The organism is bacterium (assembly GCA_016716565.1).
Taxonomy (GTDB): Bacteria; Bacteroidota; Ignavibacteria; order Ignavibacteriales; family Ignavibacteriaceae; genus IGN2.
In genome coordinates this window covers 461,971-479,969 of sequence record JADJWC010000001.1, presented here as the reverse complement: position 1 = coordinate 479,969, position 17,999 = coordinate 461,971, and the positions used below count along the sequence as shown (strand labels likewise).

19 protein-coding genes are annotated in these 17,999 nt (G+C 37.9%); 14 read left to right on the top strand and 5 right to left on the bottom strand.

Features of this window, described 5'->3' with window-relative positions; all coding sequences use genetic code 11:
• Positions 1 to 9 precede the first annotated feature (9 nt).
• The 3 genes from IPM14_02205 to IPM14_02195 are packed head-to-tail and all read left to right on the top strand — an operon-like array spanning position 10 to position 2,940.
• On the top strand, positions 10 to 804 hold the full coding sequence (locus tag IPM14_02205; protein MBK9096934.1) for an MOSC domain-containing protein: 795 nt from the start codon (positions 10 to 12) through the stop codon (positions 802 to 804).
• Positions 805 to 827: 23 nt separating this feature from the next.
• The gene (locus tag IPM14_02200) at positions 828 to 2,477 is read left to right on the top strand and encodes an amidase (protein MBK9096933.1); all 1,650 of its coding nucleotides are present in this window, start codon (positions 828 to 830) and stop codon (positions 2,475 to 2,477) included.
• Between the two features lie 7 nt (positions 2,478 to 2,484).
• Positions 2,485 to 2,940: a GNAT family N-acetyltransferase gene (locus tag IPM14_02195; protein ID MBK9096932.1), complete on the top strand. Its 456-nt coding sequence runs from the start codon at positions 2,485 to 2,487 to the stop codon at positions 2,938 to 2,940.
• A 10-nt stretch (positions 2,941 to 2,950) separates the two neighbouring features.
• Here IPM14_02195 and IPM14_02190 read toward each other — a convergent pair whose 3' ends face one another.
• Entirely contained in the window at positions 2,951 to 3,400 is a 450-nt protein-coding gene (locus IPM14_02190) for a hypothetical protein (GenBank protein ID MBK9096931.1), read from the bottom strand.
• Between the two features lie 137 nt (positions 3,401 to 3,537).
• On the opposite strand from IPM14_02190, the gene IPM14_02185 reads away from it, so the two are divergent.
• On the top strand, positions 3,538 to 3,702 hold the full coding sequence (locus tag IPM14_02185) for a hypothetical protein (GenBank protein ID MBK9096930.1): 165 nt from the start codon (positions 3,538 to 3,540) through the stop codon (positions 3,700 to 3,702).
• A 9-nt stretch (positions 3,703 to 3,711) separates the two neighbouring features.
• Here IPM14_02185 and IPM14_02180 read toward each other — a convergent pair whose 3' ends face one another.
• The gene (locus IPM14_02180; protein MBK9096929.1) at positions 3,712 to 4,227 is read right to left on the bottom strand and encodes a hypothetical protein; all 516 of its coding nucleotides are present in this window, start codon (positions 4,225 to 4,227) and stop codon (positions 3,712 to 3,714) included.
• Positions 4,228 to 4,298: 71 nt separating this feature from the next.
• Here IPM14_02180 and IPM14_02175 point away from each other — a divergent pair, with 71 nt between their 5' ends.
• The 4 genes from IPM14_02175 to IPM14_02160 all read left to right on the top strand — a co-directional run bounded on the left by IPM14_02175 (position 4,299) and on the right by IPM14_02160 (position 8,264).
• Complete coding sequence (locus IPM14_02175; protein ID MBK9096928.1) at positions 4,299 to 4,988, top strand: aspartate/glutamate racemase family protein; 690 nt, start codon at positions 4,299 to 4,301, stop codon at positions 4,986 to 4,988.
• 106 nt (positions 4,989 to 5,094) lie between these two features.
• Entirely contained in the window at positions 5,095 to 6,069 is a 975-nt protein-coding gene (locus IPM14_02170; GenBank protein ID MBK9096927.1) for a SpoIIE family protein phosphatase, read from the top strand.
• Between the two features lie 167 nt (positions 6,070 to 6,236).
• Positions 6,237 to 7,871, top strand: coding sequence for a tetratricopeptide repeat protein (locus IPM14_02165; protein MBK9096926.1), 1,635 nt, complete (start codon positions 6,237 to 6,239; stop codon positions 7,869 to 7,871).
• A gap of 141 nt (positions 7,872 to 8,012) precedes the next feature.
• A complete protein-coding gene (locus IPM14_02160) occupies positions 8,013 to 8,264 on the top strand; it encodes an RNA-binding protein (GenBank protein MBK9096925.1) in 252 nt (83 codons plus the stop codon).
• Between the two features lie 119 nt (positions 8,265 to 8,383).
• Here IPM14_02160 and IPM14_02155 read toward each other — a convergent pair whose 3' ends face one another.
• Both IPM14_02155 and IPM14_02150 read right to left on the bottom strand, forming a co-directional pair.
• Positions 8,384 to 11,662, bottom strand: a complete 3,279-nt coding sequence (locus IPM14_02155; protein ID MBK9096924.1) for a TonB-dependent receptor — start codon at positions 11,660 to 11,662, stop codon at positions 8,384 to 8,386.
• Between the two features lie 149 nt (positions 11,663 to 11,811).
• Positions 11,812 to 12,498, bottom strand: coding sequence for a phosphoribosylanthranilate isomerase (locus IPM14_02150; protein MBK9096923.1), 687 nt, complete (start codon positions 12,496 to 12,498; stop codon positions 11,812 to 11,814).
• A gap of 48 nt (positions 12,499 to 12,546) precedes the next feature.
• Between IPM14_02150 and IPM14_02145 the strand changes: the two genes are divergently transcribed.
• The 6 genes from IPM14_02145 (at position 12,547) to IPM14_02120 (ending at position 16,967) form a co-directional block, all read left to right on the top strand.
• Entirely contained in the window at positions 12,547 to 12,951 is a 405-nt protein-coding gene (locus tag IPM14_02145) for a YkgJ family cysteine cluster protein (GenBank protein ID MBK9096922.1), read from the top strand.
• Positions 12,952 to 13,005: 54 nt separating this feature from the next.
• Entirely contained in the window at positions 13,006 to 13,818 is an 813-nt protein-coding gene (locus tag IPM14_02140; protein ID MBK9096921.1) for an arylamine N-acetyltransferase, read from the top strand.
• Positions 13,819 to 13,850: 32 nt separating this feature from the next.
• Positions 13,851 to 14,024: a hypothetical protein gene (locus tag IPM14_02135; GenBank protein ID MBK9096920.1), complete on the top strand. Its 174-nt coding sequence runs from the start codon at positions 13,851 to 13,853 to the stop codon at positions 14,022 to 14,024.
• 112 nt (positions 14,025 to 14,136) lie between these two features.
• Positions 14,137 to 15,750, top strand: coding sequence for a hypothetical protein (locus tag IPM14_02130; protein ID MBK9096919.1), 1,614 nt, complete (start codon positions 14,137 to 14,139; stop codon positions 15,748 to 15,750).
• Between the two features lie 127 nt (positions 15,751 to 15,877).
• A complete protein-coding gene (locus IPM14_02125) occupies positions 15,878 to 16,462 on the top strand; it encodes an outer membrane beta-barrel protein (protein MBK9096918.1) in 585 nt (194 codons plus the stop codon).
• A gap of 70 nt (positions 16,463 to 16,532) precedes the next feature.
• Positions 16,533 to 16,967 carry an outer membrane insertion C- signal gene (locus IPM14_02120; GenBank protein MBK9096917.1) on the top strand — a complete coding sequence of 145 codons (435 nt, stop codon included), beginning with the start codon at positions 16,533 to 16,535 and terminating at the stop codon, positions 16,965 to 16,967.
• A 48-nt stretch (positions 16,968 to 17,015) separates the two neighbouring features.
• Here IPM14_02120 and IPM14_02115 read toward each other — a convergent pair whose 3' ends face one another.
• Positions 17,016 to 17,963 (bottom strand): DUF2779 domain-containing protein, encoded by a 948-nt coding sequence (locus IPM14_02115; protein ID MBK9096916.1) that lies wholly within the window; start codon positions 17,961 to 17,963, stop codon positions 17,016 to 17,018.
• Positions 17,964 to 17,999 lie beyond the last annotated feature (36 nt).

Sequence of the window (17,999 nt, the reverse complement as noted above, 5' to 3'; positions counted from 1 at the left end):
TCTGCTTTTATGCTTACACTTACAGAAATAAATATTTATCCCATTAAATCCCTTGGTGGAATCAGTCTGCAATCGGCTGAAGTCGAGGAAAGAGGTTTGAAATACGACCGCAGATGGGTTTTGGTTGATGAAATGAACACATTTTTTACTCAACGTGATTTCCCTGAAATGGCTTTGATAAAAGTTTCTGTTCTTGAAGACGGATTGCAACTTCAACATAAAGATAAACTGACTGAAACGCTGCTTGTACCATTTAATTTTGATCATTCAAAAAAAGATAAAGTTGTTATTTGGGATGATACTGTGACTGGAGAATTTTATAACTCACTGATTGATAATTGGTTCTCTGAATTACTTGGTATTAAATGCCATCTTGTAAAAATGCCGGAATCAACAAAACGAGTAGTTGACGAATCTTATGCAAAGAATAAAATTGTAAGCTTTGCTGATGGTTATCCTTTTATGATAATAGGTCAATCATCACTTGATGATTTAAATTCAAGAATGGAAAAACCAATTCCAATGAACAGGTTTCGCACAAATTTTGTTTTTACCGGTGGAGAATCATTTGAAGAAGATAACTGGGGAAAGTTTAAAATCGGTAATGTGATTTTTGAAGCTGTTAAACCATGTGCACGATGTGTAATTACAACGACCGATCAAGAGACTGCAGAAAGATTTAAAGAACCGCTTTTAACATTATCAAAGTTCAGAAATTTTAATAATAAGGTTCTGTTCGGGATGAATTTGGTCTGCGATTCGATGGGACAGATTAGAGTTGGAGATAAAATAGAACTTTTATAATCAAGTATGCAAAAGGTGAAATTATGCACAAAATATTAATACTCCTTACTTTTTTGATTCTCACTTCTATAAATTCAATAATCTTCCCACAAACGATATCGAAAGAAAATATTGAAAATGCTGAAAAGATAATCGGACTTGAGTTTACTGATGCTGAGAGAGACTCTATGCAAACCACATTAAATGAACAATTAGTGAATTATGAAAGCATTCACAAATTTAATCTTGAAAACAGCATTCCGCCTGCAATACTATTTAATCCGATTCCTGTGGATTTCAAATTTCCTGAAGAGCAATCACCTATAAAGTTGAGCGATTATTCATATGCTAAATTGCCCGAAGATGAACGTGATCTTGCATTTTACTCAATCGGTGAACTTGCCGAGTTGATCAGGACAAAACAAATTACCTCGACCGAGCTAACAAAATTTTTTCTTAATCGACTAAAGAAATATGATCCCGAGCTTCATTGTGTAATTTCTTTAACTGAAGAAAGAGCACTAAAGCAAGCAAAATTATTGGACGATGAAATTGCTGAAGGTAAATACCGCGGAATGCTTCACGGAATTCCATTCGGTGCAAAAGATCTTTTAGCAACAAGAGAATATAGAACTACCTGGGGATCTGTTCCATATAAAGACCAAATAATAAATAAAGATGCAACGGTAATACAAAAACTTGAAGAGGCAGGTGCGGTTCTTTGTGCAAAGTTAACAATGGGTGAACTCGCATGGGGTGATGTCTGGTTCGGCGGTATGACCAGAAATCCCTGGGATACAACAAAAGGTTCAAGCGGTTCATCAGCTGGTTCTGCTTCGGCTGTTTCTGCCGGGCTTCTCCCCTTTGCTATTGGAACTGAAACCTGGGGATCAATTGTATCTCCATCAACAGTGTGCGGAACAACTGGTCTTCGTCCAACTTACGGAAGAGTCAGCCGAGCAGGTGCTATGGCTTTAAGCTGGAGTATGGACAAGATTGGACCGATTTGTAGAACTACTGAAGACCTTGTGATTGTGTTCGATGCAATTATTGGTCCTGATGGTACTGATCAAACTTTATACGATATTCTTTTCAATTACGAACCGGAAATGGATTTCAGCAAATTAAAAATCGGTTATTTAAAGAATGATTTTGAAAAGCAATACGATTTTCATTCACAGGATTCTGTTACACTTGCAAAGCTAAAAGAACTTGGTGCTGAATTGATTCCAATTGAACTGCCTGAAATTCCTCTAAATGATCTTTCAATTATTCTTTCAGCAGAAGCAGGTGCCGCTTTTGATGAACTTACCCGCAGCAACAGGGATGATCTTTTAGTAAGACAAATAAAAAATGCCTGGCCAAATGTTTTTAGGGCTTCACGATTCATTCCTGCCGTTGAATACATCAATGCAAACAGAATCCGTTTTCTTCTCATACAGCAAATGCAGGAACTTATGGAAAAAATCGATTTATATGTTGCCCCATCCTGGGAAGGTGATAATCTACTACTCACAAATTTGACAGGACATCCCTGTGTTGTATTGCCAAATGGGTTTTCAGAAAATGGAACCCCCACAAGCATTACCTTCATTGGAAGATTATTTGATGAAGGCAGATTAATTGCATTCGCAAAAAAATATCAGGATGCAACAGACTTTCATAAAAAGCATCCGGAAAATTTTCTTAAATAAACTGCTGATGAATATCAAATTCAAAACTGCAAAACCCACATCGAAGGAGGTAACACTTCTTTCGGATGAACTGCATAATGAGCTCGAACAATTTTATGGAAAAGGAGTAATTGAAAGCTTTTATGAAGAAAACAAAGAAATGCTGGTTTTTTTCGTGGCTTACAATGAAAGAGACTCTGCTGTTGCCTGTGGTGCACTAAAGCATTTCGATGAGACAACAGCCGAAATAAAAAGAATGTATGTAAAAAAAGATTCCCGCGGCCTGGGAATTTCGAAGTCCATATTGACCAAACTTGAGCAACATGCTAAAGAGCTTCATTATCAAAGATTAATTCTTGAAACAGGTTTAAAGCAGCCTGAAGCTATGAATCTTTACAGAACCTTCGGTTACACCCCGATTAAATGTTATGGTAGCCACGCCGATGATCCGGACAGCAGATGCTTTGAGAAAATTATTAATTAATAATTTCTTACTACGCCTGCTTCACCTTTTTCAACCTGGATCCTGCGATAACACCAACCGCTCCAATAATTGGATTAAGAATTAATGTTAATGGCGGCTGCTTTGCATTTTGCATAGCTTCCATATTATCGACATTACCTTCGCGAATTTTATTCATCTCTTCTTCCGATATACCAAACTGTGGAATTGCAAGAACTAATCCGAGTACAAGAACCAGCCCGGCAAGCCATAGTGCAGCACTCTTATCTTTCGCAATAAGCACACAGACCAGACCACCAATTATTGCAGCAAACAATCCAAGAACCAGACTCAACACAAGCCAGATTGCGGAGACCTGATATGTTCCAGGTTGAAATGAGCCTTCTGGTCCAAGAATCATATACAGAATTGTAAAAGAGATAAATACAAACGTAGCCATTGCGACATATCCAACAATTACTCCGATTATCTTCCTTCCCATTATTCCTCCTTAAGTTTAAGATATTATTAGTTAGTAAAATTCAATTTAGTAAATATTGTATTAATCACGAATATCTTAAATTAATTTTTTTAATTTTGACCGCACACTTTTATCATTAAATCTGAAAGGAAAAAGTCATGAGTAGAAAAGTTGAAGTAGCAGGTATAATGGGACCAATTTGGTTTATCGGCTGGCTCTTTACAATTGGATTTCTAAAATTAAGTTTCTTTAAAGGATTACTGGCATTATTGCTTTGGCCATACTATCTGGGTGATTTTTTCGCATTCCAGCCGATAATGTAACAGAAATTTTTACTTTTTGCCCTTGTTAATATTTTCCTGACTATTATCGGAGTTATTCTTGTTCTGTTTTTGAATTTTATTCTGATTCTTATTTACATCTTTAGAATTATTTCCTGCGTCTGGATTTTTACCCTTCAAGGTATGGCTTTTGAAATTATGAAATTGTTCTGATCCCGGCTTGATACCAAAATCCTGAGCAACTTTACCCCAGGCTTTATTTTTTTTGTAGCTTTTCATTACATCCGAAATCGGCTTATTAATTTCACGGGAAAGTGAGCTACCATAGTACAAATCACCAGGATTTATCTTTTCCTGTTTAACATATCTGTCAACTTCAGTCGATGACATTTCAAATTTAATGTTCATATCTTTCTTAAAGCCATCATAATCATCTGTTGCTTTGGTATTAATCTCTGCAACAAAATTATCCAGATCAGCATCTCCGGTAATTGAAACTCTGCCAGATTCCTGACCTAAAATAAATGATGAAAGGAAAAATGAAATGACTACAATTATTGTTTTCATAATAAAACTCCTTTTAATTTTGACCGTAACTTATAAATTATTTATTCATTTTTCATCACAAACAATTTTCTATGAAAACAATCGGTTTGATCGGTGGAACAGGCTGGACTTCAACTCTCGAATATTACCGTATAATCAACCAGGAAACTAACAGAAGACTTGGTGGTTTAAATTCAGCAAAGATAATTATGACATCGTTTAATTATGCTGAAATCGATAAGTTGAACAAATCTGATGATCATGCTGGAGTCTATAAACTGGTCCTTGAATCTGCAAATAAACTCAAAAAATGTTCCGTTGATTGCCTTGTACTATGTGCAAATACTTTGCATCAATATGTGGAAGCTTTAGAAAAAGAAATTAATGTGCCGGTAGTTCATATCGCCGATGCAACTGCAAGAGAAATAAAAAAGGATAACATTTCCACAATCGGATTGCTTGGAACCAGATTTACAATGGAAATGGATTTTTATACCAAGCGTCTGAAAGAACAAGGAATAGAAAGTATAATCCCTGAAAAACCGGAGCGGGAATTTATTCATAATGCAATAATGAGTGAGCTCCTGATAGAAATTTTCAAGGATGAAACAAAAGAAAAATTTCTACGGATAATTGATGAGCTTGAACAAAATGGAGCTCAGGGAATTGTTTTGGGTTGTACCGAAATTCCGCTTTTAATTAAACAAGAAGATATTCGACTGCCAGTTTTTAATACTCTTGAAATCCATGCAAAAGCCGCAGTCGATTTTGCACTAAATTGAAATTCTACCTTTCTGCTGGTGATTTAAATCAATGGGTTATTTTAGCTAATTGTGTTGAGATTAGAATTAGTCTATATTCGATTTGTATAAAATTCGGAGGCTATTAATGACTGGCTTAAACATACCATCGATAAAAAATCATTTAATTGAGAGAAGAGGAAGACTTCAGGAAAACATAAAATATGTTCCTGACGCATCAAAACTTTATAATCTTCTTCAACAAGTTGATGCTGCACTCGAGAGAATTGATAACGGGTCCTATGGTCTTTGCGAAGTGTGTCACGATCCGGTTGAACCTGAAAGACTGCTTGCTGATCCATTATTAACTGTTTGTCTTGATCATCTCAGTCATCCTCAGCGCAAGGCACTTGAGCAGGATCTCGAGCTGGCAATAAAAATTCAGCGTAATCTTCTTCCGCAGAATAACCTGAAAGCAAACGGATGGGAGATTTGTTATCACTACAGTCCCGCAGGAACGGTCAGCGGTGATTTTTGTGATCTTATAAAGACAAATGATGACTCATTGCTATTTGCACTTGGTGATGTTTCAGGAAAAGGAATTTCAGCATCGCTGATGATGTCACACCTTAATGCATTAATCAGAAGTCTGCTTTCTTTCAATCTTCCGGTAAATGAAATTGTTACACGTTCTAACAGATTATTTTGTGAAAGTACGATGTTCACGCATTATGCAACGATGGTTTTCGGCAAAGCTAACCAGAATGGAAACATTGAATTGTGTGTTGCGGGTCATAATCCACCGCTTGTCATCCGAAAAGACGAAATTATTTCACTGAATGCAACTGGTGTTCCTGTTGGTTTATTTAACCAGTCTGAATATGAGCTCATAAATTTTAATATGCATTCAGGTGATACTCTTGTTTTATATACTGACGGGCTTACTGAAGCATCCTTCAATGAAACGGAGTATGGAGATGAAAGATTGAAGAATCAACTGATCCATTCGGCTGAACAATCTCCACAAAATATTATCAACAAAATTCTAACTGATCAGAAACAATTTCTGAATAATTCATCTTCTTTTGATGATGTTACAATTATGGTAATAAAAAAAGATTAGGGCATCTCACATAAAATTGTTAACTGAATCACAGACGTTCAATTCCCATCAAAAAATTGTTGCTATTTGACAATCAAGAAATTAATTTGGATTTGAGTTTCAGTTTAATCTTCATCTCACAGTTTATACTCGGCTAAATTTAATCATAATTATAAGGAGGTATAGTTATGCGTATTAGCATAATCTTTTTTTTAGTGTCAGTGCTTTTCCTGAGCTGTAATAAGGAAGAAACAGGAAAGGCTCCGTTATTCAATAATCTTGGAACGCTTCATTTCCCAGTAACAACCAGCTCTGAGCTTGCACAAAAGTATTTTGATCAGGGAGTAATACTTGCATATGGTTTTAATCACGAGGAAGCTTTCCGTTCTTTTGAAGAGGTCGCTAGACTTGATTCAAATTGCGCAATGGCATATTGGGGAATGGCTTATGTTCTTGGGCCAAATATAAATCTGCCAATGGATGCCGGTGTTGTCCATACGGCACACGAAGCAATTCAAAAAGCAATTTCGCTGCTGGACAACGAAACACAAAAAGAAAAAGATTTTGTTATGGCTTTATCCGAAAGATACTCTGCTGAAGTGCTTGAAGACAGAACTCCTCTTGATCAGGCTTATTCAGATGCAATGCGAAATCTCTCCAGCAAATACCCGGATGACCTCGATGCTGCAACAATGTTTGCTGAATCAATTATGGATTGTCATCCATGGGATTACTGGTTGAAGGATGGAACAGCACAACCGTGGACGCCGGAACTGCTAGCTGTGCTTGAAAGTGTTATTGAAAGAAATCCTGATCATCATGGTGCAAATCATCTTTACATTCACGCAGTTGAGGCGTCAAAGAAACCGCATAGAGGTTTGTCAAGTGCCGACAAACTCAGATTTCTTGCACCTGGGGCTGGGCATCTGGTTCATATGCCCGCGCATATCTATATAAGAACAGGAAAATATCACGAGGGCTCGCTTGCAAATATTCGTGCAGTGAAATCTGATGAGGAATATATTAACCAATGCAATCAGCAGGGGTTTTATCCTATTTCCTATTACCCGCACAATTATCATTTTCTCTGGGCAACTGCAACTCTGGAAGGAGACAGTAAAACAGCTATCGACGCAGCACTGAAAACTTCGCAGAAACCGCCGGATTCTTTGATGGAAGTTTGCGGTTACCAGACACTTCAGCACTTTGCAACAATTCCTCTTTATGCTTATGTAACATTCGGAAAGTGGGATGAGATTCTTGATTACCCACAACCACAAGATGAAAGACCCTATATGCAGGCTGTATGGCATTATGCAAGAGCAATGGCATTTATAGCAAAAGATGAAATTGATAAAGCATCCGATGAAATTACAAAATTAAGTCCGCTGACTAACAATAAATCCATTGAAGAATTATCCATTTGGGGAATTAACTCGGCAGGGCTACTGGTCAAAATTGCTTATGAAGTTACTAATGGTGAACTAGAAGCAAAAAAGAAAAATTATGAAAAAGCAATCAGTCATCTTACAAAAGCTGTTGAGTATGAAAGTCAGTTAAGATATGATGAGCCACCGACATGGTTTTACCCTTGCAGACAAAACCTCGGTGCAGTTTTGCTTGAAGCCGGAAAGTATGCTGAAGCAGAAAAAGTTTACAAAGAAAATCTTGAAGAAATTCCTGATAATGGCTGGGGATTGTTTGGACTTCAACAGGCTTTGCTTAAACAAGGCAAATCTGATGAGGCAGTTGAAGTTGAAAAGAGATTTAACGAAGCATGGAAACATGCGGATATTAAGCTTATCTCCTCGCGGGTTATGTAAAGAACCGTAAAATATAACTTTTTTTGAGGGAGAGAATGTCCAAAGACTGAATTAATAATTAGGTAATAGCAACTATTTTCTATAGTTTTGAACCCTCTGGTAATAGACCAGTTTTTTATTTAACATTTTTTTGGAGTTCTAGTGAGTACTAAGTTATTTGTGGGTTCTCTCCCATGGTCGGTTAACGACGACAAGTTAAAGTCAACATTTGAAGCACACGGAAACGTTGTTTCTGCTAAAGTGGTAATGGATCGCACCACCGGCAGATCAAGAGGATTCGGATTTGTTGAGATGGGAAGTTCCGACGAAGCTAACAAAGCCATCAAGGCTTTGAATGATTCGGAATTAGGCGGTAGAAATATCGTAGTTAATGAAGCTAAATCTCGTAACTAAAAATTCTATTCGATAATAAATTCTGAAAGGCGTTCAAATGAACGCCTTTTTTGTTTGTATACTAAATCAAAAACAAAAAACCCCCGCCGATGCGGGGGTTATTATCAACCTGAAACTAATTATTGAAAGAAGTAGCGTAGTCCAACTTGCATTTGCCAGCGTGAATTTACACTTGGATCATCAACGTAAGTTGTTGTTGCAGTTCCTTTATAATTAAAATTTGGTTCGCCGTTTCCGTCAAACCCAACCAGTTCAAGCGGAGTTGTAGCAGCAGAGCTCGCAATTTTTCTTACTCCCCATTCCGAGCTGAGCATATTGGGAAGGTTTAATATATCAACACTAAGCTGGAAAGTATGCCTCATACCACCGAGGAAAAATGCAAAGTCCTGCATAAATTTGAAATCGATATTCCACCACCACGGATTAACAGCACCAAATCTTTCGGCAATTTCACCTCTGTGTTCCTTCAAATAATCATCTTGCTCAATAAATGCATTGAGTTTGTTCCATTGTTCCTCGGGTGAAATTGTATTGCCGCCCTCATCCATATATGGTACGAGAACGATATCATCCTGACTCTCTGGAATATAAATCAGGTCATTTCCTGCTTGTCCATCACCGTTCACATCACCTGCATAAACAAACGAATATCTGTTTCCACCAGCACCTGCAAATCTATTACCTTCAGAAACTTCAAAGAATAATCCAAAGTGAGATTCGAAATTGTCATTCCAAACATGCGAATAGATAGCGTTACCAGTTACCCTGTGGCGGATACCAAATTCTGAATAGCTTAATTCTGGCTTATTCGGATCGCCCTGTACAGGATTCTCTGCAAACAAAACACTTGCGATTTCAGTTGACTTAAGCAAGCTCTTTGCTTCCTGATATGCGTAAGCTAATCCTGTCTGAAGGCCAAAGTCAAATTGTTTGCGCAATTGAATTGTTCCGCTGTAATGATATCCTTCATCAGAGTTATCTATAACATAAACGCCGCCAAAGAATCCAATAGTATCACCATCGACCGGAACGAAAGTATTCAGGCGGTTACTTCCGCTCGCATCTGTGAAATACGGTCTGCCATCACTTAAGTATCTGACGGGCTCCGTGAGGTTTGCGTTTCTAACATAGATAGAATTAATATCCTTACCATAAATGAATTCAACAGTTCCCAATATTCCGCCAGGCAACATATGATCAACAGCAATATTGGAATTCCAGACTTGCGGCCATACAAAGTCATCAACCATTCCGTTTAAATCAAATGACTGCTGTAAAACAGCGTCGTCCTTTGAAGTAACCGGATCAGCATTTGGATATAGATTTGGATTGGGACCAGGATTCGAAATTACGTTACCTACCCAAACAAATGGAAGACGTCCGGTAAAAATTCCAGTTCCTCCGCGTAATTGTGTAGTTCTATCACCGGTAACATCCCAGTTAAATCCAACTCTTGGCGAGAATAGCGTTTTTACACCTGGTAAACTACTCTGATCAATTGTTTCCATTTGGTCATTCTCATCAAGAAGGTTCAGGCTTCTTGAAAACGGATTATCAACAGGATCAGTAAAGTACATCGGCAAATCTACTCTGATGCCGGCTGTTAAATTAAATACAGGTGAAACACTGAATTCATCCTGAACATAAAATGACAACTGCCCCACTTCGATGTTTTCACCTTTGAATGGACTCGAAGAAACTGGATTTACAAATGCTGATCTGAAATCAATAAAGTTGGCAGAATTCGGATCGGTTGCATCAAAAAACTCTTCAAGTGACCCGAAAGTTGTTCCTCCAAATTGTGCCGGAACCATGAACAGTCCATACCTGAAAATGTTAAACGCATTAAAGAAACTGAAGTATTCAAATGTGCTTCCCGCAGTGAGAACGTGATTTCCGAGGAAGTAACTAAAGTTATCCGTAATCTGCAAAACATCCTGATCCAGAATATTGTGTATTGAGAAAGGCTCGTGACCTATTGTAGTATAGTTAACACCATCAACGTCAATTTGGATAGTAGGAAATGGTTCGCTGAACGGATCTCTGTTATCTCTGAATACATTATAGCTTGCAAAGAAACGATTAGCAAAAGTTTCTGATCTTGAGTTCAGCTCAACTGCATATGAATTAAGCTTGTTATTTATTTGATAACCCGAATTCTGGAAAGGTAAACTAGTCTCGTTGGGTCCTCGTCCGCCTGAACTTAGCACAAATGGATGCGGCGGCAAATCTCTTCTTGCATCAAGCCGGTTATAGCGGAATGAAAGATTATTGCTTTCATTTATGTTCCAATCCAGCTTTAATAAAATCTTTTCATTTTCTGTGTCGTGAACAAATCCTTCATATTCGCCTGTTTCATAGTTATAGACTTCTTTCATTCTTGTTCTTATCGAATCCATCACGCTCGCTCTAACTCTTGACTCACCAAAATCAATTGTGCCGTCATCATCAGCCACGAAGTTTGTTCCGGGATCTTCTCTTCGTTCCAACTCACCATTCAGAAAGAAGAATAATTTATCCTGAACAATTGGACCGCTTAACGAAAATCCGCTTTGATTAAAAAACAAATCGGGATTGGCAATTACTTCATTACCACTCACAGTGTTGCCAAGGAGAGATTCGTTTCTTAAAAAGCTATATAATGATCCCTGAAATCGGTTGGTCCCACTTTTGGTAACCACGTTAACTCCGGCTCCGGTGAAACCGCCCTGACGAACATCAAATGGAGCTATGGATACCTGAACCTGTTCAACTGCATCGAAAGGAACAGGTTCCGAGTTTGTTTGACCACCAGGGGCAGGATCATCCAGACCAAATGGATTATTGAAGTAAGAACCATCAAGAGAAATGTTATTGTAAAGCCAGTTCTTTCCCCCAAAACTATAGTTACCATCACTTCTGGGGTCAAGTCTTGTTAAGTCCCTGATACTTCTTTTAACAGTTGGAAGAGTTTGTATTTGTTCTACGTCAACATAAGTTGCTGCACCGGTTCTGTTACTATTTAATACTGCATCCTGTTCTGCAGTAACAACAATTTCCCCAACCGTAACAGCCTGGCTTTCCAGAATAAACTCAAGTCTAAAATTCTGTCCCAGACTTAAAAAGATACTATCCTTAACCTGTGGATTAAATCCAACATAGGAGACTGTCACTTTATACGGCCCGCCAACTCTAAGGTTCGGCAGGTTAAAAAATCCATTGTCTCTTGTAGCAGCACCATACTGGCTTCCACTCGGAATATGTTCGGCCATTACATTTGCGCCAGGTAATGGATTACCGTCAGCATCCTGAACAATACCGTTTAGAGATGCAGTAGTAACACCTTGAGCAAAAGTTGATTCTGGTAAAATCATAAGAATAGAAACCAGAACACACAACAGTAAAAAATTTACTCGCATATGCCCTCTCTTATTATGTGAATGAATAATTAGTTAATTGGAATAGTTAAGAACTAAAACTATTTGTACAGATGAATATTTTTATGCTGAAGAAAAATAGCACTTGTAAACTCTAAGTCAAATTTTCTAAACATAAACCAAGTAATTTTTTAATTTTTTGTGGTTCGGTAAATGTTTTTCAAATTGAACATTTGAACCTTATCGAGAAACATTTTCAATTTCTCTTCATCAAGTAAACCATTAGTTCTCACCCCGCTGCAAATATCCAATCCAAAAGGTTGCACAGCTTCAATAGCTTCATCAACATTCTCTGCATTTAATCCGCCAGCGAGAAAAACAGGAACAGTTACTGATTCAACAATGCTTCTGCTTATCTCCCAATTGTGTATTCGTCCGGTTCCGCCGAGTTCTTTTACTTTCAGTTTGGGATTGCCCGAATCGAGCAAAAGTGCATCAACGAGATGCTGAACTTTCTTGGCTTCTTCGATTGATGATTCATCCAGAACGTGAATTACCTGAACCAGTTTAATTGCCGGAAGTTTATCTCTGAGGACCAATAATTCTTCATCAGGAAGGTGATCAACAAGCTGAAGCGTGTTTGTTTTTGTTCTCCGGTGCTGTTCAATTATTACTCCGGCGTTCTGCTTGCTTGTCAGCAGAAATGTTGCGATTGGGGGAGAAACACTTTCAGCAATTCGGGCAATAGATTCTTCATCAATTACTCCGGGCCCGCTTGGCATTTCAGATACAAGCCCAAGAGCAGAAGCGCCATATCTTATTGCGAGTCTTGCTTCTTCAAGAGAGGAGATACAACAAATTTTTACTCTAACCAAAATATTATTCCTAGTTTGTTTTTAAAGGTGATGAAAAATAGTAATTTAATAATGAATAAATATTCCATCTTAAAAAACGAATTGGCAACCAAACAAAAATATACTTTCGTTCCCTGCAACGGCTGCACTCTCTGTTGCCAGGGAGATGCAATCAGGTTAACTGAAGAAGATAATCCCGAAGAATATTTAACCGAACCTCATCCTTATATTGCTGATGCACTGATGCTTGCACACAAACCAAATGGTGACTGTGTTTACCTTGATGAAAACGGCTGCAGCATTCACGACCATGCACCATCATTATGCAGAAGCGCTGATTGCAGATCACTCGCACTAAAATATGATTTTACCACTGCGATGAAGCTTCACGCAATGAAAAGAATTGATATTCGTGTTTGGGATAAAGGGAATGATCTTCTGAAAGAAATGAAGAAAAAAAGAATGAATGATACCTGATTCCAGATGCCGGATTTTTGAACGATCTTCTCTTTATCATAGATGATTTTCAAAATGTCAAATCAAGAAAAATTATTTACCAAATATCTTCATCTGCTGGAAATTGATAAATCAAATCCGAGTCTTGATTTGCTCAACCGGATTGTAAAAGCTCATCTTATTAAAGTTCCATTTGAAAACATTTCCAAGCTGATTTATAAAAAACGAGGAATGAATTACATCCCCGATCTCGGATTATTTCTTGAGGGGATTGAAAAATATAATTTTGGCGGAACTTGCTACACAAATAACTATTATCTCTTTTCTTTACTGAAATATCTTGGTTACGATATTCGGCTTTGCGGTGCCGATATGAAAAATCCTGATGTCCACATTATCAGTATTGTTAATATAGATAATAAGGAATACCTGATCGACGCAGGTAACGCAGCACCATTTTTTGAACCATTGCCAACGTTTCTGACTGAAGATTATGTTATTGAATTTGGTAATGAGAAATACATCGTACAGCCAAAAGATGAGACAGGAAAAATAAAAATCGAACAATACTCTGACGGAAAACTTCAGCATTGGTACACAACACTCGCTCACGAGCGCAAGATTGAAGATTTCAGAAAAGTAATTGAAGAATCCTATTCCGACAATGCGGTTTTTATGAATGCTGTCCGGTTAACCCGCTATTCGGTAAATGGGTCAAAAGTGTTAAAAAACTTCTCATTTACTGAAATAGCTGGAATCGAACATAGAACGAGGAAAATTACTGCGGCAGATCTCTCATCAGAAATTGAGTTGAACTTTGGAATACCTTTAGTTGTTGTTAATGAAGCCATTGGCAGTATAAAAGAATTAAAGGATATTTACGATTAAAATTTCTCGTTTTCTCAAATCAGGGGGTTTCAATGAAAAGCATTTTTATTAGCCTGTTCCTTACTATGATATTGGGATTGGGTAAATCTAATGCCTGGGTTTATCCTGAGCACAGGGACATAATGCTTCTGGCAATCTCAAAACTATCTGCTGACCATACCTCGACGTTAGACGGGCTTTGGGCAACAAGCCAGAATCGGATATGAGTTCAGGTTAACCGAGTCAGTCATAGATCTCCAGCAACTTACCAAGCCGGAAAAAATTGATTATGCTGCATGGCCGGCAATTGCCGGAGACCATTCCTGTTCCGCTGAAAATATGTTGTTTAATATTCTTCAAGCAGACTGGATATTAAAAGTAGCAGACATTACTGCCCAGTTAAAAATTGATTTACAAATGGCTGAGGATAGAGTTGGGCGTATAAACGGACTCAGAGTTTCTGATTTAAGATTGCAAAGTGCTGATCCTGAATACGCAACAAGAGCAGGTAGTAATAATGTACACTTTCTTCTTTCGCTTCCAGATGTTAACATAGATGCTACTTCTTACATTCTATCCTGTACCAAAGAAGGTGCTGAGCTAAATGCAATCGCAGCTTATGCCTGGTATCACTATTCTGCAATATCAAAAGCATCACTACTGTCAAACAATAATTTTACTCAGGAGGAACGATCCGTTATAATATTATCGGCGCTTGCTGATGAAGCTTTTGCGATTCACTTTTTACAGGATGTTTTTGCTTCCGGCCACGCAGCGGGCACTTGGGGAGATGCTTCTCAAAGAAAAGGAACGCATGATTATTATAATGAAATTGGATTGAAAGCAAGCACCTGGGGGGGTGAAAATGTTGTTCTCACCGGTGATGCCTGGATGAGATACGAAGACGCAGACAGAGCAGCAAATGTAGTTGTGACAAGTCTGGAACAATTTCTAGATGCAGCTCTTGGCAATTACCCTGAAATAATCTATAAAAGAGATGATAAAATTCCGGGTCCTGAAAATTTCAGTGTTTGTCAAAATAATTATATGCCGCCGCACGGATCTAATCCCGCATTTGAAAAGTTATTGACAGATGTATTCATTAAAACTCCCGTTCCGGCTCTTGTACAAGGATTGGGTGAGCTGCCAAGATTCAGAGCAGAGATAGGAACATTTGTCGGTTTCTCTCCCGCAATGAAAGGATCAATAATTAATGGTGGATTCGGATTGAATCAAGAAACTGCAGGTGTTGTTGGTGGACTTGAAATTGCTTTTCGATTTGGTGTTGGACTTGACGGTGTATTAAATGAAGCCGGTGATGGTCTTATCTTTTTAGCTGCAGGTTGGCGACAGGATGGTTCTTCCTCAACTGGTGTTGTTAGTACCGAAGAGCTTCAAAATTATGGAAACTTATTAGCAGCCATTCCCGGAAGATCTGCTTACAATGGCCGGCTCAGGCTTCCATTTTATCTATTGCCTGGTGATTTATTAATTCTTGCACCCATTCTATACTTTATCGATCAGGAAGCCATGACAAAGGTCGGAGTCACTGCTGTTAATGGGGGACTAATTCCCTGGCAGTCTGGTATTGAAACATCTTTTGGTCGCTTCCAATTTGTACTTGGTAGAGAAGTAGCCGTTTATTTTTACGGAAGGACTAAAGAACGTGACGCATTATTTAATGTTTCAGCAGATGCGCAAGGACTAGAGCAATTATATATTTTATCATATCGCTCGACTCTATTTGAATTTCCGATTGTTGAATACCGTCCATTTAAAACATTCGATGTTGGTCAGCGATCCTCAATGTTCATTCCGCTCTATGGCGGCATTGATATCCCAAGCAATGTTGCAGTTTTAGAGTCAACTGGTGATACTGCTTCAATACCCGAACTTAAAACGATTTGGAATCTTGGTCTTAGATTAATCTTCGATTGGAGACATTATTTTTAACCATTCAATTAGCTACAACTCATTTATATTTGTATCGTTTAATTACGAACGTCGTTGATGATCAACGTAAATAAATTAAACATCAATTGAATCTGTTACCATCTCATTTATTGAAAGGATCTTTAAAATGAAAAAAATATTTGCTGTTGCTTTATTTCTGTGTTTACTTTTTTTAACAAGCTTTTCATTTGCACAGCTAAAAATAAAGCCTGCGATAGGTATCAACTTCACGGATTTTTCTGAAGATCCCGTATCGGGAGAAACCTCCGCTAAAGTCGGCTGGCAGATTGGAGGAACAGTATTGATGGGCGATAAATTTTATGGCGAGGGCGGAATATTCTGGACTTACAAAAGCAATGAATACAACTCTAACGATGACCAAATAACATTCAATACCGAAATAAGCGGCATACGTATTCCGGCAATGATTGGATATTATCTATTAAAAGAAGAAGCTACCTTGATCGGGCTGCGTGCTTTTGGCGGCGCTTCTGTGCTGATCGTTACTACTGTTAATGCATTCGAATTAACAAAAGATGATTTCAATGATGCAAGCTGGGGAGTATTTCTCGGTGCTGGTGTCGATATCTCGATGTTCTTTGTCGATTTAAAATATGAGTGGTCGCTAACTGATGTATCTAGCGTTGCATCTTTTGATGTTGGTAAATCAAGATCAATTTTTATTAACGCTGGTGTGAAATTAGGACTATAATTTTATTCTGAAGAAATATCTTTTGCAGTAAAAATCAACTAAACAAATAATAAATAATAAAGGGAAAAAAATGAAAAAAATCTTATTCACCATTTTTGTTTTAGCGGGTCTTGTCCAATTTACACAGGCTCAGGAAGTTGGTATTCGATTCGGTGATGCATTTGGCGGTCACTTTGCAATTGACGGTGTTTTCGGTCTGGGCAGTTTTAGCAGGATTCATGCTGATGTTTCCTTCGGTGATGACGGCGTCGGAGTAGATGCGCTCTGGGACTTTATACACCAGCCATTAGGTTCTGGCTTTGATTGGTATCTTGGCGTTGGACCATCAGCATATCTTGGCGATCCTTTCGCACTTGGTGTTAGCGGTGAAATCGGAATAGAATATCACTTTGATATTCCATTGGCAATCGGTGCCGACTGGCGTCCAACTTTTATAATAATTGAAGATACCGATTTTGAAGCAGGCTGGTTTGGTTTGAATATTAGATACGTATTCGGGAAATAATTAAGCATTATTTTTTGATCAAATGAAAACGCACTCCGGTGCGTTTTTTTATTTTCCATCAGATATTAATTCTAATCTCTCCAAAATTTTCACCATCGCCAGAGTGTCAAGCTTACAATATGCAAGCAGCTGTTGCTTAACTTCAGCTATAACCATTAAGTCTGTTTCGGTTAGCAGACTTTCATACGCAATTGAAGCAAGCCCACCTTCATTAATTTCCAGATCATCATAACTCAGCTCGGGAACGAGTGCGGGAAGTACCGCTTTAATTGAATAAGAACCTTTCATCTCCGGTGAATAGTAATATTTCTTTTGAAATGGTAACATCAGATCTTTAATCCTTGAAATCAGCTTTTCAATATCTTCTGCATAGTCCGGAAAATCTCTTGATATTTCATTCAGCCTGGTGATTTCAAATGTCCTGTTGTAAACAAGAACATCACCGGAATCATTCGTTATCTTTAATAAGTTTTCAATGAATTTTTTTCTTGGGTCATCTCCTGGTTCAGCAAGGAACTCAAAATGATTTGCTTCGCTGTTTTTCGTTTTCTTTAGATATACAGAATATTGAAAGGGAATTTGCTGATATGGTCTTGATTCATCAAACAACGGAACAGCCGGCTGAAAACTTTCAAAGTCCATAAAATATAATGGGTAATTCAAATCACTAATGAATGCTTTTATCGCTTTTTTATTGACAACCTGTTTTCCGCTTTTGTAAGTATCAAGCTGCAGTCGGTTGCTTTCGCCGAGTGGATAATCAACTGGAACATCATCAAGCCTGATAATATTATTTCTGTAAAGTTCATATTTTTTAGATAGACGCATTCCGGTAAAGTCGAATATGGAATTGTCCGGAATATGCTTCCTGCAATAGTCAAAAAAGCTGCAAGTATATGGATTATGACAATGCTCGCCGATATCAATCGAAGGCATCTTTCTTTTTACCAACATCTTCTTAAATCTTTCGACGTTTTCCTTTACGGATTTCTGCAATTCAAGAATTGATTGAAGAACCGATTCAGTAAGAAA